Consider the following 21,257-nt stretch of genomic DNA (forward strand, 5'->3'; position numbering starts at 1 on the left):
AACATAATTACTCTAGGGATATTGAGTAATAGTAAAAAGTCGAAGTTAAGAAATTAGCTTCGATTTTTTAATTAATTATTCTAAATAGAGTTTTTATAATCATATATAAGTATAAGAATAATAGTTTTTTGAATATTTATTTATTAAATTTCTATTATATATCATAGCATATTAATTTACTATTGTTCTCATAAAATTAATAGCTTATAATATTATTATAAGTATATAATTTATCGTTATAAGTTAGTAAAGAAAAGGAGAAGATTGTGAATACTATAATTTATATATTAGCCTTGATATTAATAGTCTTATTATTTATTTGTAGTTTAATTGTTATAAAATTTTTTAGAAATAAAGCAATTTGTGAATTATCTACCGGGATTAAAAAAGAGGAATTTATTATCAGAAAAGGTGGGAAATACTCTATTTGGATAAAAGATAAGAGGTATTCTTTTACTAACATTAGAGATTTAAGGATAACTGTTGCTAATAAAAATACTGGTGAAAAAAAATCTCTAGAAGAAGTATTTTATAGATCTAAAGGTCTAGGGGTTATTTGGAGAAGAGTAGAGATATATTGTTTTCAAGCTGATGAAGGGGAGTATATTATTTCATTTGAAAGTGATGAGAGATTTCGAGAGTTTATTTTTAATACTACTATTCAAGTTCGTAAGTATATATCTATTTATAAGATTGCGTTAGTTATTTTCGTAGTTCAGTTTATCTTACTTATAATTAGTATATTACTAATTATTATTTTTAAAAATTATAATTAACAAGTTTTAGTATATAATCGTTTATAGTATTTTTCTAGAAAATTAATTTATTTTAGGAGAAGGAAGAATTGATGAATCAAAAAATTAAAGTATATTTTATAGGTGGTTTAGGCAGTAATTATTATTTCGCAAAGGATTTCTTTCAAGAGCTTGAAGTAGATACTGTTTTTCTAAATCCTTATAAAGAAATGATACAAGATAAAAAAATATTACAAAATTGGTTTAATAATGCAATAAAAGATGATGAAGAGGTTTATCTGATTGGTCATTCATTAGGTGGTGATTTAGCTAGATTTTTATCATCACGTTGTCCGAAAGTAACTAAACTCATTTTATTAGATGGAGGCTATTTGAATTTAGATGAAATAATGCCTCTTGAAAATGAGTTAGAAGCAGCAAAAGCTTATTTTGACCAGCATACTTTTACAAATTTAGAAGAAGTTATAGCCAATGAAAAATCTCAATCTTATTATTGGTCAGAAAATCTCGAAGAAGCATTAAAAAATTCATATCGTTATAATAGTGCATTAGAAAAATTTGAGTTAGATTTAGATTTCGAAAAAGTCTCTTATTTACTTGAATTACGTCGAGTTATTAGATCATATCAAAGAAATTTAAAATCAAAAAACGTATTATTTATAGCTCCAGCATATGATAAAGAACCTGAATGGAGAAAGATATCACTAGATAAACTTCCACAATATTTTGATGTTGAGTTACTAAAAAATTGTGGTCATGAGATGTATATGGAGCATCCTCTAGAAATTGCTCATACAGTAAACAGTTGGATTAATAAATAATAATTTTAATAATTTGCTATTAACAAAAGAGGTATTTGGAAGGTTCTAAATGCCTTTTTAGTTTTATATCGAAAAATATAATTTAATCATAAATAGCGACAATAGATATTCGGTTTAGTTTAATAACTTGACTTTACAAGTTTTATTCTATATGCTTAGTATAATGCAATTTATTATTTATGAATAAAAATTTTATATTTTAAGGAGAAAAAATGTTTTTAGCTATTAATGAAATAAAGGATGCTAAGTTAAGGTATAGTCTGATGGTAGGACTTCTTACACTGGTTTCTTATTTAATGTATTTCTTATCAGGATTAGCTTTTGGATTGATAGACCAGAATAGATCTTCAATTGATCATTGGAAGGCGGATACGGTATTGCTTTCTTCAGAAGCAAATAAAACTATTGGTTTATCTAATCTAAAATTATCAGATAAAGAATCTTTATCTGCAGATAATGTTGAACCTTTTAGTCAAATGGTTACAGTTTCTAAAACTGAGAAGAGTTTAAATGTCGATGTTAAACAAAAAATCAGTATTTTTGGAGTAAATAATGGAAGCTTTTTAATTCCTCCAATAATTCAAGGTAGAACTTTTGAATCTAAAAATGAAGTTATTATTGAAAAAAGTTTGTCTGAAAAAGAAGGATATTCTATAGGTGATACTATTAAGACTGCTAACTCGGATATTGAATTAAAAATAGTAGGTTACACGGAAAAATCAAGATTTAATGTTGCGCCTGTAGTATATATGAATATTAATGATTTTCAAGTGTTGAAATATGGTAATAATAAATCAACTGATAATCCTATGATTAATGCTTTCGTAGTAAAAGGAGAATTAAAGGATTACGACAGTTCTATCTTCCAAAAAGTTAGTATAGCTGATTTTATTAATGAATTACCTGGTTATAGTGCTCAAATTTTAACATTTGGACTAATGATAGGATTCCTAATAGTGATTTCTGCTATTATTATTGGTATTTTTATGTATGTACTTACTATTCAGAAAACTCCAATCTTTGGTATAATGAAAGCCCAAGGAATCTCGAATAGAATTATTGGAATTTCTGTTTTATCGCAAACATTCTTACTTTCATTAGTTGGAAGTATACTAGGTTTGGTTGGAACGTGGGTAACATCACTTGTATTACCATCAGCAGTACCATTTTTAGGAAATGGACTTTATTACAGTATTATCTTCGTTAGTTTGATTATTTTTTCTTTAGTTGGAACATTATTCTCTGTTTTAGCTATTAGAAAAATTGATCCATTAAAAGCAATAGGGTAGGTGTCATATGAATGTATTAGAATTTAAAAATGTTACTAAATCATATCAAGATGGAAATAAAGAGATAGAAGCTCTGAAAGAAACAAATTTTAAAATAGAAGAAGGTCAATTTATTGCGATTATAGGTCCATCAGGTTCAGGAAAATCAACTTTCTTAACGTTAGCTGGTGGTTTACAAACTCCATCAAAAGGTCAAATAATTATTAATGGAAAAGATTATACTAATCTATCTGAGAAAGAAAGGTCAAAGTTACGATTTAATGATATTGGATTTGTTCTGCAGGCATCTAATCTTGTTCCATTTTTAACTGCAAAACAACAGTTAGAATTAGTTGATAGAATAAATAAGCAAAAAAAACAAACACTTCAAGATCAAAACTCCCTATTTAAAGAATTAGGAATAGATCATTTAGAAAATAAATTACCAAAAGACTTATCAGGTGGAGAAAGGCAACGATTAGCTATTGCTAGAGCTCTTTACAATAATCCGGCAATCATCTTAGCTGATGAACCTACAGCAAGTCTTGACTCAGATAGAGCGTTTGAAGTTGTAGATTTACTTTCAAAAGAATGTAGAGAAAAAAATAAATCAATTATTATGGTAACTCATGATAATAGAATGATTGAAAAATGTGATCATGTTTATCGAATGAAAGATGGAATTTTAACAAAAGAAAGATAATATATAAAGTGTCTAAGTGAAATAACTTAGGCATTTTTTATTGCTTATAAGTTTAAGTTAGAATATAATTAAACTAATACATAAATATATAGGAGATAAATAATATGCTTTTACTAGGTGTAGAAAAAGAAAATGGATGGTTATTTGCAGAATATAGCTTGACTTATAGAGTAGGTTGGGAGCATATTTGTAGAGGTGTTGAATTAGCTTATGATTACTATGATAATGTTGAAGTCTTAGTTGATGATAAAATAGTAAATATAAATTCAAAAGAACAAGTTATGGAATTAGAAGAAGCTGGAAAGATGACAATACGAGGTATTTCTAAAATAATAGGTGTACCATTAATGATAACATTTTTTAATCAACTACAAGTAGCTAGATGTTCAGTAGCCTGTGCTACAGAGGAATTTCAAGTAGCTGATTATGAAAAATTTAATAAGTCATTAGCTCAATATATGGATAGTCTAGAAATAGCCATGTTTAGATAAGAAGGACTTTTATTCTTGAAAGTCTTTTTTATTTTTGAATTATATATATTGTTTAGATAAATAATTGTATAATGTATTTTAATATGATAATATATCTTAGTGTAGAGTATTCTCATTACCCTAAATTTATGAGTAATATATAAACTAATATTTTTAAATAAAGTCAAAATAATATAGAAAGGAAGAAAATGAAAAATTTAAAGTTTGATGGAACTCAGTTAAAATATATAGCTATTATTGCTATGACAATTGATCATTTAGCGTGGCTATTATATCCAGGTTTAGTTAAAGAACCGATACCAGTATTTATGCACATAGTAGGACGTTTAACAGCGCCAATTATGTGGTATTTTATCGCAGAAGGATGTTATTATACAAAAAATATTAAAAAATATTTCTTTAGAATTATTAGCTTTGCTGTTATCAGTCACTTTGCATTTTGCTTCGGTCTAGGTGTACCATTTGATATAACTACAGGAAGTATATTTAATAAAACAAGTGTCTTATTCCCATTGGCGATGTCGGTTGCATTGATCGCAATCTTTAAAAATGAGAAGATAAATAATACATTAAAGATTTTAACAATTATTGTGTTCTGTTTATTAACTTTTGTAGCGGATTGGTCTTCAATAGCCCTAATGATGCCATTCTTTCTATATAATCATAGAGATAGTAAAAAACAACAAATACTCGATTATGTTATATGGATAAGTGTTTATGCTGCTATTTATATTATCTTTATAGATGTATTCTATGGAGTATTACAGTTTGCAACTTTATTCTCTCTACCATTATTAATGAGATATGATGGTACCAGAGGAAAACATATTGGTTCTAAGTGGTTCTTCTACTACTATTATCCAATACATTTAGCTATTATAGGTATATTTAGAATAATATTATATGGAAATATTTCATTGGTACTCTAAAAGTAAAAATTATTAAAAAGAAGTGTATATTAAAATTAGCACTTCTTTTTTTGTTATGGTATAATCATAGTGATTATAATATTATAGTTATTTAGGAGGAAAGTATATGAAGAAAAATATTTTATTAATTTCAGTAGCAACACTGTTATCTATTGGTACAGTTGGGTGTGGTGTTAAACAATCAACTGAAAATAAGCAGAGTGAGCAAAAACAAAAAACTATTGAGGGTCCAGGTAAAGATTTTGATTGGAATGCTAAAGTTTCACCTGTTGGTACTAAACGTACTTATACTGAGCAAAATACTGGGAAAAGTTTTGATCACGAGTTAACTGGATTAAAGCGAGCTCAGAGTAAATTATCCGAAAAACGTAAAACCATAACTGATAAAAAAGTACAAGAAGCACTTAAAGTTGTTGATGCATTCTATGTAAACCAAGAAAATATCGATGTTATTGTGAAAGCAGCAGGTTTTAATAATCAAAAAGAAATGTATAAAAAGGTTTGGAATGATTTAAAACAATCTATGATTCCATCGGAAGAAAATGTTAATTTTAAATATCAAAATATTAATTATGATATGAATGAATATGGTCCTATGATTCTTAAAGTTAATGGTAATGCTTATGGTAAGGCTGGAGCTTATGATTTTATAGATTATAAAGTTGAGGGTAATACTGTTTACTTATCTTTAATCGCCCCAACTATCGATACATATCAATACACGGTTAAAGCTACTTATAAACCAAACTACAAAACATTTTTTGAGCCGTTAGCTCAAATGAATGCAACAAGTAAAAATATTGCAGAAAAAGGATTTTCTAAATTTATTTTTTACTTAGCATCAGTTGATTTCAAAGGTGATGGATATGTGAATTTACAAGGCATGGATTATTTGGCAAAAGAAAAACAATACCTTGCAATTCAAGTAGACGACTCGGGAAAAGTATCGATTGATAATGACAATCTATTAAATTTATTGCGTATAAAAATGGACGTAGCAAATCAAAAGAACATGGTTAAATTTAATACAACAAAAATCTAATAAAAAGGTTTCTTATTAATATATAACTTAATAAGGAACTTTTTACATATATTGTGATATTAATTTGTAGTAAATGATAATGAAATATAATACAATATTAGTGTGGGATTTACAATTAGAAGATAGTAATTATAGAATTTTAAAAGTTGGAGAATGACTAGTATGAAGATATACAAAGAAAACATAGTGAGATGTAATGAATTTTATAATAGTGATTTTTATAAATTTCTTAATGAAAATGATTCGGATTTTTTAGAGATAATTTTCACGGAGCTGTGTTTAGATGCAGATGAGTGTGATGAAGAATTATATATAAAATTAAGCGAAAAGTATAATTTAGAAAGAAAAGGGAAAAAACTTATTGATTATGTAGATAACGAAAAAATAATATTATCTGCAGATGTAATATGTGGTAGAAAACAACTGGTAAAAATAAATGATGAAGTATATTCAAAATGGATTAAAGATTATGAAACTATAAGATCAAAATTAGATTTACATTTTATATGGCCAAGACATAAACTACCAACAATAAATACCTATAGATATGCCATCTATAAAGACCGAATTGATTGTTTGCTATATGATTTAAAAATGTATTTTAATTGTAAAAAAACACCCATGGAAAAAGCCTATAATAATGGAACTACAAAAATTTGGTTGAAAAAATTTAAGGATTTTCCTGATTTTATTAATAAAATGAAATTTAATAATTATGTTGATGAAAATTATAATGTATTAGATATAGAAAAAAATGATGGTTCTATAATACTTGAATACATTCAAGGGAAAGAATTAAATGATTCATTAGTAGGATATCTAAGAAATGTAATGGCTTTAAAATAAAAACAAACTGTTTTTGAAAGGATAAAATGAATAATAAAGAAGAAAGAGTTCAATGTCAAAAGTTATGGGCAAAAAATAAATATCTTGTTTTAAGTCACTCGAGTAAAATATACTTAGAAATTAGAACGTATTTAAAGCAAGAAGAAGTATCTCTAAGTAAAGTGAATGAGCTTATAAAACAAGCTGTAAATTTACCTGAAGATAAAGGACAAGTAACGAATGCATTACATCATGTCTGGGGATATTTCAAAAAATATGCAACAAAAGAAGAAAAAGATAATTTTTTCGAAATAATTGAAGAATATCATAATAATAAATACAAAAAAGAAGATTTGATAAAAGAAGTAAAACATCTTTTAAATAAATATCCAAATAAATATTTAGAAGAATCTACTTTTATCAATGGAGGACAAAATGAGACTTTGGCATGAAGAACTGATATCAAAATTACCAAGGCAACAACTTTTAGGCCAGCATAGAGAGTGTTGTGCATTAAGAGGAAATGGTTGGGGTAAGAAACATGCAACGGTAGATTATGTATTTGAACATAAGCCATTTTTCCTTTTTAAGTATCATGAATTAATCATGCAGGAAATGAAGAAAAGAGGCTATAATGTCAGCAAAGAATGGCTAGATAAAAATTACAGAGGAAAAATTTGTGCTCCTCATAACAATCTAAAAGAGTATAAAATCAATAAACCAATTTATAAAGAACATGATGAGAAATACTATGATGAGTGTATTGAGAATTTAGCTCAAAAGGATATTTTTATTTAGTTATATATTCCTATTAAAATATTGATAGAAAATAAGTAAGGAGACAATTATGAAAATTTCAATTTTAAATTTAGCTCCATTAAGACAGGGGCAGAATTTTAAAGATGCTATAGATGCAATGATTAGATTAGCTAAAAAGGCTGATGAATTAGGATATGAAAGATATTGGATTGCAGAACATCATAATACAAAAAGTGTAGCTAGTAGCGCAACGCAGTTATTAATCCAACGTACACTAGATAACACTAGTAATATTAGAGTAGGTTCGGGCGGTGTGATGTTACCTAATCATAGTCCTTATATAGTAGCAGAACAATATGGGACTTTGGAGACTCTCTATCCAAATAGAGTTGATTTAGGGTTAGGGCGAGCACCAGGTACAGATTATAATACTGCACGTGCTATTAGAAGAAATACTAATAGAGAGATGGATTTTAAAAAAGAAGTAGTAGAACTTTCAGAGTATTTTAAAGATAATAGACCTGTTCATGCATATCCAGCTGCAGGGCTTGATGTGCCATTATATATACTAGGATCTAGTACTGATAGTGCATATGTAGCTGCTGAACTAGGACTACCTTATGCATTTGCATCACATTTCGCTCCAGCTATGATGGAAAATGCAGTAGCAATTTATAGACATTACTTCAAATCATCAGAAGTTTTGAGTGAACCGTATGTAATTTTAGGAGCTAATGCAGTTGTCGCAGACACGGATGAAGAAGCGAAGAGGTTATCAACAACTCAGATTCAATCATTTTTAAATATTATTACAAGTAATCCTCAGGGGATGGTTCCACCGGTACAATCTGAAGAAGCGGTTTGGAAAAATTATATTGCTACAACTAAGGTACCACACTTTGGACCAATAGCTTTTGAACACGATGAAATAGTAGATCATGAGAAATCTGTAGTTAAACAAATGACTAAAATTTCGTTTATTGGTAGTAAAGAAACAGTAAAAAAACAAATTGCTGATTTAAAACGCAGGGTAGAGTTTGATGAATTAATGATAAATTCATATATTTATGATGAAGAAGCTCAACATTATTCATATGAATTATTAAAAGAAGCTGTAGATGAATTAGAAAACGAATAGGGAGTGTACAATGTTTATTTATAAAACAAAGAAGTTTATTTTAAACAATGGTAGTGAATGTAAATTAGTATTACCGGATTTAGAGTATGCTGAAGATATTTATAAAGTAATAGTAGATGAAAGATTAAGACTAGCAAAGTACTTACCGTGGGTAATGGATATGAAATCAGTTCAGGATGAGGAACAATTCCTTGAGTATAGTATAGAAAAAATTCATAAAGAAGAAATGATGATGTTTATTATTCTAGTAGATGAAAATGTGGCAGGAATGATTGACCTTCATAATATAAATAGAAGTTCAAAAAGGGCTGAAGTCGGCTATTGGCTAAGTGAAAAATTCGAAGGTTATGGCATAATGACACAAGCTGTTGATATGATAGAAAAGTATTCATTTAACGAATTAAAACTACATAAATTACAAATTAGGGTACATCCTGAAAATTATAAGAGTGCAAGTGTTCCTCAACGTTTAGGTTATTTTAAAGAAGCTATACTAGTAGAACACGAAGTATTGAATGGTGAATATATAGACTTAGATATATTCACAAAACTAAATAAATAAGTATAAAAAAGTAAAGAATTGAATTTTAACAATTCTTTACTTTTTTATATATAATTGATAATAGTTATTATTTACAATTACAAATAAGAGTGATAAAATTAATGTAAGAGTTTTAAATTATTGTTAAAGTATTAATTTAAATGGGAGTTTATAAAAAAATAAGGAGGAAATTATGTTAACAGTATATAAAAAAATTTTATCTTATGTTCCTAAAGAACGATATTTGGCATATATAGGGATTTTATTATCTATGTTGTCAGTAGTATTCAAAGTATGGGGATATTATTATTTAAGTAAGTTTTTAATTGAAATAATTGTTAATAATAATATAGAAAATGCTAAGTATTATGGATTTTGTATAGTTGGTTTACTAATTATTGGTATTACATTATATGGAATTTCTGGATTAGTAACACATGTATTAGGATTTAGATTGGAAACAAATCTTAGAAAATATGGAATTGAAGGATTATCAAAAGCGAGCTTTAGTTTTTTTGACACTCATCCTTCAGGAAAAACTAGAAAAATAATAGATGATAATGCAACGGATACACATATGATTGTAGCACATTTAATACCTGATAATGCTGGAGCTATATTAATGCCAATTCTATTATTAATCCTTGGATTTTTAGTTAGTATAAAAGTAGGGATTATTCTGATAATACTGAGTATTGTTGGAGGAATATCTCTATCTATGATGACTGGTGAAAAAGAATTTATGAAGATTTATCAAGAATCTTTAGAAACTTTAAGTAGTGAAACAGTAGAGTATGTTAGAGGAATTCAAGTTATTAAAATTTTTGGTATTAGTGTTGAATCATTTAAAGCCTTAAATACAGCCATAAAAAATTATTCTAAATATTCTTTAGAATATGCTTTGTCATGTAAAAGAGGTTTTGTTGGATTTCAATGGTTCTTTTTTAGCTTTATAGCTATGGTAATCCCAATTCTTTTACTGTTTTACAATATTGAAGATCCAAAAATGTTAGCTGTTGAATTGATTATGGTACTGTTTTTAAGCGGTGCACTGTTTGTTTCATTAATGGCAATAATGTATGTATCGATGTATGCATTTATGGGGCAATCTGTTGTTGAAAAGCTAGAGAGCCTTTTTGAAGAGATGAATAGTAATAAATTAACATTTGGTTCAAATGAGGAGTTTGAAAATTATAATATTACATTTGAAAATGTTAGCTTTGGTTATACTGATAAAAAAATTATAAATGATTTGAGTTTTAGCTTAGAAGAAAATAAAAGCTATGCTTTGGTTGGATCATCTGGTAGTGGTAAATCTACTATTGCAAAACTAATTTCTGGTTTTTATAAGGTAGATAGTGGAGTTATCAAAATTGGAGATAAAAGTATAAGTTCATATACTGAAGAGACTTTAATTAATAATATTGCTTTTGTTTTTCAAAATGTTAAATTATTTAAAACATCAATATATGAGAATGTTAAAATCGGTAAAGCTGATGCATCGTATGAAGAAGTTATGAATGCCATGAGTTTAGCGGGATGTGATAGTATTCTTGATAAATTCAGAGAAAGAGAACAAACTCAAATAGGTACTAAAGGAGTATATCTATCAGGTGGTGAAAAACAACGAATTGCTATAGCTCGTGCTATTTTAAAAGATGCAAAAATTATTATTATGGATGAAGCTAGTGCAGCAGTAGACCCAGAAAATGAATATGAATTACAGCGCGCATTTTCAAATCTAATAAAAAATAAAACAGTTATTATGATTGCTCATAGATTACCTAGTATTAGAAATGTTGATGAAATATTAGTAATGGATAATGGGAATATTATTGAACGTGGAACTGATAGAGAATTGATGGCTTTAGATGGTGAGTATAAAAAACTCCAAAGTTTATATAATAAAGCAAATGAGTGGAGGGTTAATTATGAAAAATAAAATTAAAAATTGGTTTGCTTTAACAAATCAAGGAGCGACTGATTTAATAAAAGCTAGTATTTTATCATTTCTAGTATATTTTTCAAATATGTTTCCTGCTATGTTACTTATGATATTAGTAGATGAACTTTTGTTAGGAAATGTTAAAAGTAAATATCTATATATAGTAATATCAATAGTGGTACTGATTGTTATATATGTACTTTTGGCTAAAGAGTACGATGCATTATATAGTGCAACCTATAAAGAAAGTGCTAATTTAAGAATAGATATAGCTACAACGTTAAGCAAACTTCCACTTGCTTATTTTTCAAAACACAACTTATCAGATATAAGTCAAACTGTTATGAAAGATGTTGAAGCAATAGAGCATGCAATGAGTCATGCAATGGCAAAAATTATAGGATTTATTCTATTTTTCCCAATTATGTCTATACTTATGTTAGTTGGAAATATATATTTAGGTTTATCAATAATGATACCTGTAGTTCTAAGTTATTCTCTAATACTAGTTTCTAAAAGAATTCAATTAAAAAAACAATATGAGAATTTTGAACAACTTCGTTATAATTCTGAAAGTTTCCAAGAAGCGATTGAACTTCAACAAGATATAAAAAGTTTTGGTTTAGGTAATAAGATAAGAGAAAAATTAAATAAAGATATGGATATAAGTGAAAAATTAAAACTTAAAGTGGAAATGGTACTATTTATACCTTTATTTTTATCATGGGTTGTTGCTCAAGGAACTTTAGTAGTCGTAATAATAGTTGGTACAGCACTTTATGCGAGTGGAAGTATTAATATATTATACTTAATTGGTTATATATTCGTTGCGATGAAAATGAAAGATATAGTTGATGGATTGGCTGCTAATACTACAGAGCTATTTTACCTGGATTCTCGTATTAAACGAATCAAAGAGATAAAAGAGACTCAAATTCAAAAAGGTAAAGAAATTAAATTGAATAATTTTGGTATTGAATTAAAAAATGTGAAATTTGGTTATGATAAAGAAAGTCCCGTATTAAAAGATGTCAGTTTTACAGCTAAACAAAATGAAGTTACAGCACTAGTAGGTGTTTCAGGATGTGGTAAAACTAGTATTTTAAAATTAATATCTAGATTATATGATTATGATGATGGACAGATAATTATTGATGGACATGATATAAAAGAAATTTCTACAGATACGCTATATAAATATGTTTCAATCGTCTTCCAAGATGTCGTATTATTCAATACATCTATTTTGGAAAATATAAGAATAGGATGCAGTAGTGCTACTGATGAGGAAGTTATGGAAGCTGCGAAGATGGCTTGTTGCGATTTTATAGATGATTTAGAAAATGGCTACAATACAATAGTTGGTGAAAATGGTGCAACCTTATCTGGAGGAGAAAGACAAAGATTATCGATAGCTAGAGTATTTTTAAAAGATTCTCCAATTGTTATTTTAGATGAAATATCTGCGGCTTTAGATGTGGAAAATGAGAAAAAAATTCAAGATAGTTTAAATAATCTTATAAAAAATAAAACAGTAATTGTTATTTCTCATAGACTTAAATCAATAGAGAATGTAGATAAAATAATAGTCTTAGATAATGGAATAGTTGAGTGCCAAGGAACACATAATTACTTGTTAGAACATTCTAGGGTGTATAGAAAACTAATTGAGAGATCAAAAGCAGTAGAGAGCTTTAAGTATTAAATAAGATAAAAAATAATTTACTAAAAAATATTGATATGGTATTTCTTTTAACATAGGAGGTGAACAAAAAGAAGTTACTGATGCTATTGGTAAAGTCATAAACATTGTAGATGCGAAGAAAACAAAAAAAGAAATGGTTGAGAATGAAGAAATTAAAGATGATAAAATATCTCAAGAATCTGTAAAAGTTACTAACTCAAAAGGAAAATCTAAGAAGCAACTTCCAAATACAAGAATGAAAGATTCTATGTTAGGATTATTAGGTTTTGCTCTGCTAGCATGCTTAGGGTTGGGCTATACGAGAAAATAAAAAGAGGTTTTATCAAGTAAGAAAAATTTTATTAGAAATCTAGGTGTACTTTGTTGCTTAGATTTCTACTTTTTTCAATAAAAAATGATATTAAAACATTTTAAAATTTAGAAGAAAAGTACAAATTATTTGTGTAAATGTCTTTTTTATACTAAGATATGGTTAAAAAAGTATATTAGTATTTATTTGAGGTAAATTATGGAAAAGTATCTAATTAATGACGAATTTAAAAATATAAAATCGAAAGTAGATGAATATTTAGAAAAAAATAATATTCACCAATTTCTAAATATTAACCAAGGTGAATACGCTAGAAACGTTGATTTAGAATTAGAGGATATTCAATATGTTGTTTTTGGGAATCCAAAAGTTGGAACATTACTAATGAAAGATGACTTATATCTAAGTTTTAACCTACCACTTAAATTATTACTTATTAAGAGAGAAGATAAGACAGAAGTATTATATGAAAAACCTACTTCTTGGTTAAAAGAAAATCATTCTGATAGAATAAAAGAAATATTACCTAAGATGGACAATTTATATTTAGATATAATTAAGTATATAGAAGCATAATAAGAATTATTTATTTATTACTAACTTCTATAGAAGGAGATAGAAAAAATTGATTTTTTATCTCCTTCTTTTTTTACTTGGATACAAATCTAAAACTAGCTTTAACAATGGTTATTAGAATTTATTTGTGATAAACTATTGTTAGTAAACATAGGAGGTATGAAGAATGTTAAAAACAAATTTTTTAGATGTAGAATTATCTAATCCGTTAATGAATGCATCAGGGGTACACTGTATGACTATCGAGGAATTAGATGAATTAGCTAATAGTGAAGCGGGGGCTTTTGTTACAAAAACTGCAACTAGAGACTATAGAGCAGGTAATCCTGAACCAAGATATTATGATACAAATTTAGGAAGTATTAATTCAATGGGATTACCAAATAATGGTTTAGATTATTATTTAGACTATGTTATTGAGCGTCAAAAATCTGGAGCAAAATTACAGTTTTTATCAGTTACTGGTATGAGTTATGAAGAGAATGTTGGTTTATTAAAGAAAATTCAAGAGAGCGAATATGAAGGGGTCACAGAGTTTAATTTGTCATGTCCGAATGTTCCTGGGAAACCTCAGATTGCTTATGATTTTGAACTTACAGATAAATTATTAGCTGAGGTATTCACATTCTTTACAAAACCACTAGGTGTTAAATTACCACCATATTTTGACATTGCACATTTTGATGAAATGGCAAAAATTCTTAATAAATATCCACTTACGTATGTAAATAGCGTAAATAGTGTAGGTAATGGTTTATATATTGATTTAGATAAAGAACAAGTAGTTATTAAACCAAAAGGTGGATTTGGTGGTCTTGGTGGAGAATATATTAAACCAACAGCATTAGCCAATGTTCGTGCATTTAGAGAAAGATTAAATCCAAGTATAAAAATTATTGGAACTGGTGGAGTTATTAATGGTAAAGATGTATTCGAACATATTCTATGTGGTGCAGATTTAGTTCAAGTAGGAACAACTTTACATAAAGAGGGAGTTTCAGTATTTTCTAGATTAACTAAAGAACTACAAGAAATCATGAAAGAAAAAGGATACTCAAGTTTAGAGGACTTTAGAGGTAAGCTAAAAGTAATAGATTAGTCATTGGGGCTTAAAGATTCTATTTGAGAACCTAATAATGTATTAAATTCTTCTATGATAGATAATAAAATATTAAATAAATTATGGATAACACTTGAAAATCAATTTGAAAATTGTTATTATATATTGTACAGACAAAATATAGCACATATAAAGGCAAGAATATGGCTTGCAAGTTTCTACCATCAAACCGTAAATTTGATGACTATGGGCATACTTATTATTATATTTTACTTTAAACTAGTTTTTAAAGTATTATTTGTAGTAGAATTTTAAATCGCCTATAAGTAATTATAGGTGATTTTTTGTATTTATATAGTTATATTTGTCAAAAAATAATATATAACTAAGGAGATAAGAATTTTGAAAACTTTTATATTAAGTTTACAACACGTACTAGCAATGTACGCAGGAGCAGTTATTGTTCCGATAATTGTGGCTGGTGGATTAGGTCTTTCAGCAGAACAAACAACTTATTTGGTGTCAGTTGATATTTTCATGTGTGGGGTAGCAACATTCCTACAAGTATATAAAGGAAAATTTACAGGTATTGGTTTACCTGTTGTTCTTGGATGTACTTTTACGGCAGTAGCACCGATGATAGCTATAGGTAATAGTTCTGGATTGCCAACTATGTATGGAGCTATTTTCGTTTCTGGATTAGTAGTAGTTTTAATAGCTCCATTCTTTGCAAAGGTGGCTAAATTATTCCCTCCAGTTGTTACAGGAAGTGTAGTTACGATTATTGGTATTACTTTAGTGCCTGTTGCGATGAACTATATTGCAGGTGGACAAGGATCAAAAGATTTTGGGAATCCAAAAAATATTTTATTAGCATGTATCACTTTAGCAATTATTTTAGTAATATATAAATTCACTACAGGATTTATTCAATCAATAGCTATTCTTCTAGGTTTAGTATCTGGTACAATTATTGCTAGTTTTATGGGGTTGGTGAGTTTATCAGAAGTATCACAAGCGGGTTGGTTCCAGCACCCAACACCATTTAAATTTACTGGTTTTGAATTTAACATGAGTGCTATTTTAACATTTGTTATAGTGGGGATTGTTAGTATGATTGAATCAACTGGTGTATATTATGCCCTAGGAAATATTTGTAATCAAGAAGTTAAAGAACCAGATTTACGAAGAGGGTACTTAGCTGAAGGTTTAGCTGTAATGATAGGTTCATTAGTAAATGCATTCCCGTATACAACTTATTCTCAAAATGTAGGGCTTGTGCAAATTTCAGGTGTTAAGAGTAAAAAAGTGATGTATGTAATGGTGCTTTTACTACTAGTTTTTGGATCTATTCCAAAAATCGGAGCTTTAGCTACAATCGTACCTCAACCAGTATTAGGAGGGGCGATGATTAGTATGTTTGGTATGGTACTTGCGTATGGGGTTAAGATGTTAGGTAATACAGATTTTGCGAAACAGGAAAATCTTATGATAATAGCTTGTTCAGTTGGATTAGGACTTGGTGTTACTACAGTACCAACAGCATTTTCACAATTACCAAGCTTTATTCGTATGTTTACGGATAGTGGTATTGTACTAGGAACAATAGTTGCTATTGTAATGAATTTAATATTTAATAGAAAATCAAAATTAAATAATTAATTAGCTAGATATAGATTGTGATTTAGATATAGAAATTTATTAAAAATTAAAAAGAGAATGACTTTATAATATTGATTTATATAATATTTCGATTTTATAAAAACGTTCTCTTTTTTTATGTATTTAGGCTTAAAAATCAATGTTTTTTGTGTACAAAATATTGTAGATGTAGTATAATTTAATAAAGGTCAATTTTAGTCAATAAAGGAGGTGCCCTTATGAATAATAATATGACAGATATTCTTGAACAATATATTATGAACTTATTTAATGAGGCAACAGAAGATCATATAATTATTAAAAGAAGTAATGTCGCACAAAAATTTGACTGTGTACCATCCCAATTAAATTATGTAATAAAAACGAGATTTACTCCGGAACATGGATTTATTATAGAAAGTAAACGTGGAGGGGGAGGATTTATTAGGATTACTAAAATAACCCTTCACAAAAATAAAGATTACATAGACTATTTAATTGAGACAATAGATAATGAAATTTTAGAGGTAGATGAAGCTATGAGAATAGCTAAAATTCTACTTGAAAAAGAATACATAGATAAATTTGATTACAATCATTTTATAGATAGCGTAGAGATTGTTACAGAAGTGCATAATCAGTTCTTAGAGCATATTGATGATAATAGTGCTGAAGAGATGATTTCTAAAACAAAAGCAAATTTAAAAGATTTAACAATAAGATTTTTAACAAATATAAAATATAATAAGAGAGGATAAGGTTATGTACATAAGATTTAATGAAACAGCCCTTATGGTGCTAACGACAGCAAAAGAAGAAGCTAATGATTTTGGTGTTAAGGCTGTAGGGACTGAACACTTACTATTAGCTATGTTGAGTATGAATAATACATTAGCATGTAAAACACTTAATAAATATGGTGTTTATTATGATGACTTCAGAAAAAACGTAGTAGACTTTTATGAAGCAGAATTAGAAGGTACTGATTTTTATCGCAATGTTCTAATGAAAATAGATTATACTAATGGAGCTGTTAGAACTATAGAAAAAAGTCAACAGTTTGCAGATGATACATCTAGTTTTGTAGTTACAAGTGAGCACTTACTGTTATCTTTACTTAATGAAAAAACAGGGACTGCTGTTCGTTTATTAACTGACAAGTTAGGAGTTAATGTTGATGCGTTAATTACGGAACTATTTGAATTATTAAAACAAAGCCAGGGGTTACTGTCTAAATTATTCGATGGATTTAAAAAATTAGAAGCACCAGAAGATAGTTCAGCAAAAACTAAAACACTAAATTCATTAGCTAAGGATTTAACAAAAGATGCCTTTAATAATAAATTAGACCCTGTTTTAGCTCGTGATAAAGAAATTACTCGAATGATAGAGATACTAAATAGACGTACTAAGAATAATCCGGTATTAATTGGAGAACCTGGGGTAGGGAAAACAGCTATTGTTGAAGGTTTAGCGGAAAGAATAGTATCTCAAAATGTTCCTAGTAATTTATTGGGTAAGAGAGTTATGGTTCTAGATATGGGAACTTTACTTGCAGGTACTAAATATCGTGGTGAATTCGAAGAAAGATTAAAAAATATTATTACTGAAATTGAAGATGCAGGAGATATTATTTTATTCATCGATGAAATTCATACGATAATTGGTGCTGGAGGAACTGAAGGTAGTGCTGATGCATCAAACATCTTAAAACCAGCATTATCACGTGGTTTAATTCAATGTATAGGAGCTACAACTACCGAAGAATATAGAAAATATTTTGAAAAAGATGCAGCTTTAGAACGTAGATTCCAACCGATTAAAGTTGAAGAACCAAATACAGAAGATTCAATTAAAATTCTAGAAGGATTACGCCATAAATATGAAGAACATCATAATGTGGAAATTTTAGATGAAGCTTTAGATGCAGCGGTTAAGTTAAGTACAACTTATATTACTGATAGATGTTTACCAGATAAAGCAATTGACCTTATCGATGAAGCTTGTTCTAAAGTTAAACTAAGATTTTATAAATCTCCAGAGAAATTAAAAGAATATGAAGATGAATTAAGTCGTTTAAATAAAGAAAAAGATAGAGCTGTAATTAATCAAGAATTTGAAATAGCAGCAAAAAAACGTGATGAAGTTAACCAAGTAATTAGTAAAATTGAACAATTTAAAATTTCTTGGCAAGATAGTTTATCAAAAGATAAAATTAAAATTAGTGCTGATCATGTAGCTGAAGTTCTTGCTGCTTGGACTGGGGTTCCTGTTACTAAATTAACAGAAACTGAAAGTGAAAGACTTCTAAAATTAGAAGAAATTTTACACAAACGAGTTATTGGTCAAGATGAGGCTGTGGTGAGCCTAGCTAAAGCAGTTAGAAGAGCAAGAAGCGGATTTAAAGCACCTAATAGACCAATAGGAAGTTTTATTTTCCTAGGACCTACAGGTGTAGGGAAAACAGAACTTGCGAAAAGTTTATCTGAAGCACTATTTAGTTCAGAAGATAATATGATTCGTATTGACATGAGTGAGTATATGGAACCACACTCTATTAGTAGACTTGTTGGAGCTCCTCCAGGTTATGTAGGATATGAGGAAGCGGGACAATTATCAGAACAAGTTCGTCAAAAACCATATTCTGTAGTATTATTTGATGAAATTGAAAAAGCTCACCCATCTATTTTTAATATTTTATTACAAGTATTAGATGATGGACGTTTAACAGATGCTTCAGGTCGCGTAGTAGATTTCAAAAATACTATTATTATCATGACTTCTAACGTTGGAGTGAGTGAACTAAATGATCAAAAATTCGTAGGATTCGGTGGAAGTGAATCTATCAAAAATGATTATAAAAACGTTCAAAATACTATGATGGAAGCATTGAAAAAACAATATCGTCCAGAATTCTTAAATAGAATAGATGATATTATTGTCTTCAAAACTCTTGAAAGAGAAGAATTAGAAAAAATTTCTGAGTTATTAATAGATGGATTATCTAAGAGATTAGCAGATAGAGATATTACTATTAAACTTACGAAAAAAGCTATGGCTAAAATCGTTGAAGACGGTAGTATAAAAGAATATGGAGCTCGTCCATTGAAACGTAGTATTCAAAAAAATATTGAAGACTTATTAAGTGAAGAACTATTAAGAAATCCCGAATTAACTGGGACTATTAATATTGATTATAAAAATGATAGTTTTGTTGTAAAGAAAACTAAGAGGTAACTATGGCAAAGGTAAATGTTAAATATGAATGTAATGCCTGTGGTTACCAAAGTTTGAAATATATGGGAAGATGCCCTAATTGTAAAAAATGGGCATCTATGGAAGAAGTAGTTGAAGCAAAGAAGGCTACTAAACATACAGAATTTGAAGTTAAAACAAATGATACAGAACGTGTAGAAGCTGGGAAACTAAAATCAGTTTCTACACAGGATGTTCCACGAACACTTACAGATAGTGGTGAATTAAATAGGGTTTTAGGTGGAGGAGTTGTAGGAGGATCGTTAGTACTTTTAGGAGGGGATCCAGGTATTGGGAAATCTACTTTACTTCTTCAAATATCAGCATATTTAGCCAAAGAACACGATGTTCTTTACGTAACAGGTGAGGAATCTGTAAGGCAGGTTAAAATAAGAGCAGATAGATTAAAAAATAATACGGATGAACTTTTTGTTTATGCGCAAACTGATTTGAATTTAATTTATCAAGTAGTAAAAAAAATAAAACCTCAGTTTTTAGTTATCGATTCAATTCAAACAATTTATAACCCTAACTTAGAAAATTCTCCGGGAAGTATTACCCAAGTTAGAGAATGCACACAACAACTTATGAAGATTGCTAAGAGTCTAAACATAGCTATCTTTATAGTAGGACATGTTACTAAAGAAGGAACTATTGCAGGGCCACGTATGCTTGAGCATATGGTTGATACTGTACTGTATTTTGAAGGGGAAGGTCAACATAGTTACAGAATACTTAGGGCGGTAAAAAATCGTTTTGGATCTACTAATGAAATTGGTATTTTTGAGATGAAACATAGTGGACTAGAAGATTTAGCTAATCCTTCGCAGATGTTCCTTGAGGAACGAAGTAAAAATCTTGCAGGGGCAACAATTATAAGTACAATGGAAGGTAGTAGACCATTATTAGTAGAAATACAATCGCTAACTACACCAACTGCTTTTAATAACCCAAGAAGAATTTCTACTGGATTAGAGTATAATAAATTAATCCTATTAATGGCTGTTCTTGAGAAGAAAGCAGGGTATTTACTTCAACAACAAGATGTCTACGTTAAAGTCTCAGGGGGGGTTAAAATTGATGATCCTGCTGTAGACTTAGGTGTAGTCATGGCTGTTGCTTCAAGTTTTAAAGATATTGCGGTTAATATGAATGATTGTTTCATCGGTGAGGTTGGATTAACTGGTGAAGTTAGAAGAGTAAGTAGAATAGAACAAAGAATCAATGAGGCTAAAAAACATGGATTTAAACGTGTTATAGTGCCAATAGGCAATATGAAAAATTCTGATTTTCCAGATGGGATTGAAATAATTCCGGTAAAAGATATTAGAGAATGTTTAGACATAGCTTTTAGCAATGTTTTTTAAATAAATTATGATAGGTGAATAGAGTTTTAGTAATTTAATTTCTCTATTCATCTATTAGTATAAAAAAATATTAAAAATACTTAAATTATTTTGAACTTAATTATGTTAATTTTAAGTAGAATGTAG

At 28.4% G+C, this 21,257-nt stretch carries 21 protein-coding genes and 1 riboswitch; all 21 genes read left to right on the plus strand.

Annotated features, from left to right (window positions below):
* Positions 1 to 266 precede the first annotated feature (266 nt).
* The 21 genes from ACWOA3_RS05255 (at position 267) to radA (ending at position 21,131) form a co-directional block, all read left to right on the plus strand.
* Entirely contained in the window at positions 267 to 776 is a 510-nt protein-coding gene (locus tag ACWOA3_RS05255) for a hypothetical protein (RefSeq protein WP_003146925.1), read from the plus strand.
* A 71-nt stretch (positions 777 to 847) separates the two neighbouring features.
* Positions 848 to 1,576 carry an alpha/beta hydrolase gene (locus ACWOA3_RS05260; RefSeq protein WP_456884509.1) on the plus strand — a complete coding sequence of 243 codons (729 nt, stop codon included), beginning with the start codon at positions 848 to 850 and terminating at the stop codon, positions 1,574 to 1,576.
* A 212-nt stretch (positions 1,577 to 1,788) separates the two neighbouring features.
* On the plus strand, positions 1,789 to 2,865 hold the full coding sequence (locus ACWOA3_RS05265; RefSeq protein WP_456884511.1) for an ABC transporter permease: 1,077 nt from the start codon (positions 1,789 to 1,791) through the stop codon (positions 2,863 to 2,865).
* 7 nt (positions 2,866 to 2,872) lie between these two features.
* Entirely contained in the window at positions 2,873 to 3,547 is a 675-nt protein-coding gene (locus tag ACWOA3_RS05270) for an ABC transporter ATP-binding protein (protein WP_456884513.1), read from the plus strand.
* Between the two features lie 104 nt (positions 3,548 to 3,651).
* On the plus strand, positions 3,652 to 4,038 hold the full coding sequence (locus ACWOA3_RS05275; protein WP_456884515.1) for a hypothetical protein: 387 nt from the start codon (positions 3,652 to 3,654) through the stop codon (positions 4,036 to 4,038).
* 188 nt (positions 4,039 to 4,226) lie between these two features.
* Positions 4,227 to 4,967, plus strand: a complete 741-nt coding sequence (locus ACWOA3_RS05280) for a TraX family protein (protein ID WP_456884517.1) — start codon at positions 4,227 to 4,229, stop codon at positions 4,965 to 4,967.
* Between the two features lie 106 nt (positions 4,968 to 5,073).
* Entirely contained in the window at positions 5,074 to 6,009 is a 936-nt protein-coding gene (locus ACWOA3_RS05285; protein WP_442566204.1) for a hypothetical protein, read from the plus strand.
* A 162-nt stretch (positions 6,010 to 6,171) separates the two neighbouring features.
* Positions 6,172 to 6,855 (plus strand): DUF6994 family protein, encoded by a 684-nt coding sequence (locus ACWOA3_RS05290; RefSeq protein WP_456884519.1) that lies wholly within the window; start codon positions 6,172 to 6,174, stop codon positions 6,853 to 6,855.
* Positions 6,856 to 6,881: 26 nt separating this feature from the next.
* Positions 6,882 to 7,286 carry a YbgA family protein gene (locus ACWOA3_RS05295; RefSeq protein ID WP_456884521.1) on the plus strand — a complete coding sequence of 135 codons (405 nt, stop codon included), beginning with the start codon at positions 6,882 to 6,884 and terminating at the stop codon, positions 7,284 to 7,286.
* The gene (locus ACWOA3_RS05300; protein WP_456884523.1) at positions 7,270 to 7,632 is read left to right on the plus strand and encodes a TIGR02328 family protein; all 363 of its coding nucleotides are present in this window, start codon (positions 7,270 to 7,272) and stop codon (positions 7,630 to 7,632) included. Before ACWOA3_RS05295 ends, ACWOA3_RS05300 begins: the two co-directional genes overlap by 17 nt.
* A 49-nt stretch (positions 7,633 to 7,681) precedes the next feature.
* Complete coding sequence (locus ACWOA3_RS05305) at positions 7,682 to 8,731, plus strand: MsnO8 family LLM class oxidoreductase (protein ID WP_442566200.1); 1,050 nt, start codon at positions 7,682 to 7,684, stop codon at positions 8,729 to 8,731.
* Positions 8,732 to 8,741: 10 nt separating this feature from the next.
* Positions 8,742 to 9,293, plus strand: coding sequence for a GNAT family N-acetyltransferase (locus ACWOA3_RS05310; protein ID WP_456884525.1), 552 nt, complete (start codon positions 8,742 to 8,744; stop codon positions 9,291 to 9,293).
* 172 nt (positions 9,294 to 9,465) lie between these two features.
* The gene (locus ACWOA3_RS05315; RefSeq protein WP_456884527.1) at positions 9,466 to 11,214 is read left to right on the plus strand and encodes an ABC transporter ATP-binding protein; all 1,749 of its coding nucleotides are present in this window, start codon (positions 9,466 to 9,468) and stop codon (positions 11,212 to 11,214) included.
* Positions 11,204 to 12,922: an ABC transporter ATP-binding protein gene (locus ACWOA3_RS05320; protein WP_456884529.1), complete on the plus strand. Its 1,719-nt coding sequence runs from the start codon at positions 11,204 to 11,206 to the stop codon at positions 12,920 to 12,922. Before ACWOA3_RS05315 ends, ACWOA3_RS05320 begins: the two co-directional genes overlap by 11 nt.
* A gap of 133 nt (positions 12,923 to 13,055) precedes the next feature.
* A complete protein-coding gene (locus ACWOA3_RS05325) occupies positions 13,056 to 13,232 on the plus strand; it encodes a hypothetical protein (RefSeq protein ID WP_456884531.1) in 177 nt (58 codons plus the stop codon).
* Between the two features lie 198 nt (positions 13,233 to 13,430).
* Entirely contained in the window at positions 13,431 to 13,808 is a 378-nt protein-coding gene (locus ACWOA3_RS05330) for a DUF302 domain-containing protein (RefSeq protein WP_456884532.1), read from the plus strand.
* Between the two features lie 166 nt (positions 13,809 to 13,974).
* Positions 13,975 to 14,907, plus strand: coding sequence for a dihydroorotate oxidase (locus tag ACWOA3_RS05335; protein ID WP_003146907.1), 933 nt, complete (start codon positions 13,975 to 13,977; stop codon positions 14,905 to 14,907).
* 126 nt (positions 14,908 to 15,033) lie between these two features.
* A riboswitch (purine riboswitch) is annotated at positions 15,034 to 15,135 on the plus strand.
* A 135-nt stretch (positions 15,136 to 15,270) separates the two neighbouring features.
* Entirely contained in the window at positions 15,271 to 16,530 is a 1,260-nt protein-coding gene (locus tag ACWOA3_RS05340) for a solute carrier family 23 protein (RefSeq protein ID WP_442566194.1), read from the plus strand.
* 218 nt (positions 16,531 to 16,748) lie between these two features.
* Positions 16,749 to 17,267, plus strand: a complete 519-nt coding sequence (locus ACWOA3_RS05345; RefSeq protein WP_003146905.1) for a CtsR family transcriptional regulator — start codon at positions 16,749 to 16,751, stop codon at positions 17,265 to 17,267.
* A 4-nt stretch (positions 17,268 to 17,271) separates the two neighbouring features.
* A complete protein-coding gene (locus tag ACWOA3_RS05350) occupies positions 17,272 to 19,746 on the plus strand; it encodes an AAA family ATPase (RefSeq protein ID WP_442566193.1) in 2,475 nt (824 codons plus the stop codon).
* Positions 19,747 to 19,748: 2 nt separating this feature from the next.
* Positions 19,749 to 21,131 (plus strand): DNA repair protein RadA, encoded by a 1,383-nt coding sequence (radA, locus tag ACWOA3_RS05355; protein WP_204644434.1) that lies wholly within the window; start codon positions 19,749 to 19,751, stop codon positions 21,129 to 21,131.
* Positions 21,132 to 21,257 lie beyond the last annotated feature (126 nt).

The organism is Gemella taiwanensis, from assembly GCF_054054385.1.

Excerpts from the sequence above, each read along its gene's own strand:
- ACWOA3_RS05260 (WP_456884509.1), top strand. The coding sequence starts at position 848 with ATGAATCAAAAAATTAAAGTATATTTTATAGGTGGTTTAGGCAGTAAT.
- ACWOA3_RS05265 (WP_456884511.1), top strand. The coding sequence starts at position 1,789 with ATGTTTTTAGCTATTAATGAAATAAAGGATGCTAAGTTAAGGTATAGT.
- ACWOA3_RS05270 (WP_456884513.1), top strand. The coding sequence starts at position 2,873 with ATGAATGTATTAGAATTTAAAAATGTTACTAAATCATATCAAGATGGA.
- ACWOA3_RS05275 (WP_456884515.1), top strand. The coding sequence starts at position 3,652 with ATGCTTTTACTAGGTGTAGAAAAAGAAAATGGATGGTTATTTGCAGAA.
- ACWOA3_RS05280 (WP_456884517.1), top strand. The coding sequence starts at position 4,227 with ATGAAAAATTTAAAGTTTGATGGAACTCAGTTAAAATATATAGCTATT.
- ACWOA3_RS05285 (WP_442566204.1), top strand. The coding sequence starts at position 5,074 with ATGAAGAAAAATATTTTATTAATTTCAGTAGCAACACTGTTATCTATT.
- ACWOA3_RS05290 (WP_456884519.1), top strand. The coding sequence starts at position 6,172 with ATGAAGATATACAAAGAAAACATAGTGAGATGTAATGAATTTTATAAT.
- ACWOA3_RS05295 (WP_456884521.1), top strand. The coding sequence starts at position 6,882 with ATGAATAATAAAGAAGAAAGAGTTCAATGTCAAAAGTTATGGGCAAAA.
- ACWOA3_RS05300 (WP_456884523.1), top strand. The coding sequence starts at position 7,270 with ATGAGACTTTGGCATGAAGAACTGATATCAAAATTACCAAGGCAACAA.
- ACWOA3_RS05305 (WP_442566200.1), top strand. The coding sequence starts at position 7,682 with ATGAAAATTTCAATTTTAAATTTAGCTCCATTAAGACAGGGGCAGAAT.
- ACWOA3_RS05310 (WP_456884525.1), top strand. The coding sequence starts at position 8,742 with ATGTTTATTTATAAAACAAAGAAGTTTATTTTAAACAATGGTAGTGAA.
- ACWOA3_RS05315 (WP_456884527.1), top strand. The coding sequence starts at position 9,466 with ATGTTAACAGTATATAAAAAAATTTTATCTTATGTTCCTAAAGAACGA.
- ACWOA3_RS05320 (WP_456884529.1), top strand. The coding sequence starts at position 11,204 with ATGAAAAATAAAATTAAAAATTGGTTTGCTTTAACAAATCAAGGAGCG.
- ACWOA3_RS05325 (WP_456884531.1), top strand. The coding sequence starts at position 13,056 with ATGGTTGAGAATGAAGAAATTAAAGATGATAAAATATCTCAAGAATCT.
- ACWOA3_RS05330 (WP_456884532.1), top strand. The coding sequence starts at position 13,431 with ATGGAAAAGTATCTAATTAATGACGAATTTAAAAATATAAAATCGAAA.
- ACWOA3_RS05335 (WP_003146907.1), top strand. The coding sequence starts at position 13,975 with ATGTTAAAAACAAATTTTTTAGATGTAGAATTATCTAATCCGTTAATG.
- ACWOA3_RS05345 (WP_003146905.1), top strand. The coding sequence starts at position 16,749 with ATGAATAATAATATGACAGATATTCTTGAACAATATATTATGAACTTA.
- ACWOA3_RS05350 (WP_442566193.1), top strand. The coding sequence starts at position 17,272 with ATGTACATAAGATTTAATGAAACAGCCCTTATGGTGCTAACGACAGCA.
- radA (WP_204644434.1), top strand. The coding sequence starts at position 19,749 with ATGGCAAAGGTAAATGTTAAATATGAATGTAATGCCTGTGGTTACCAA.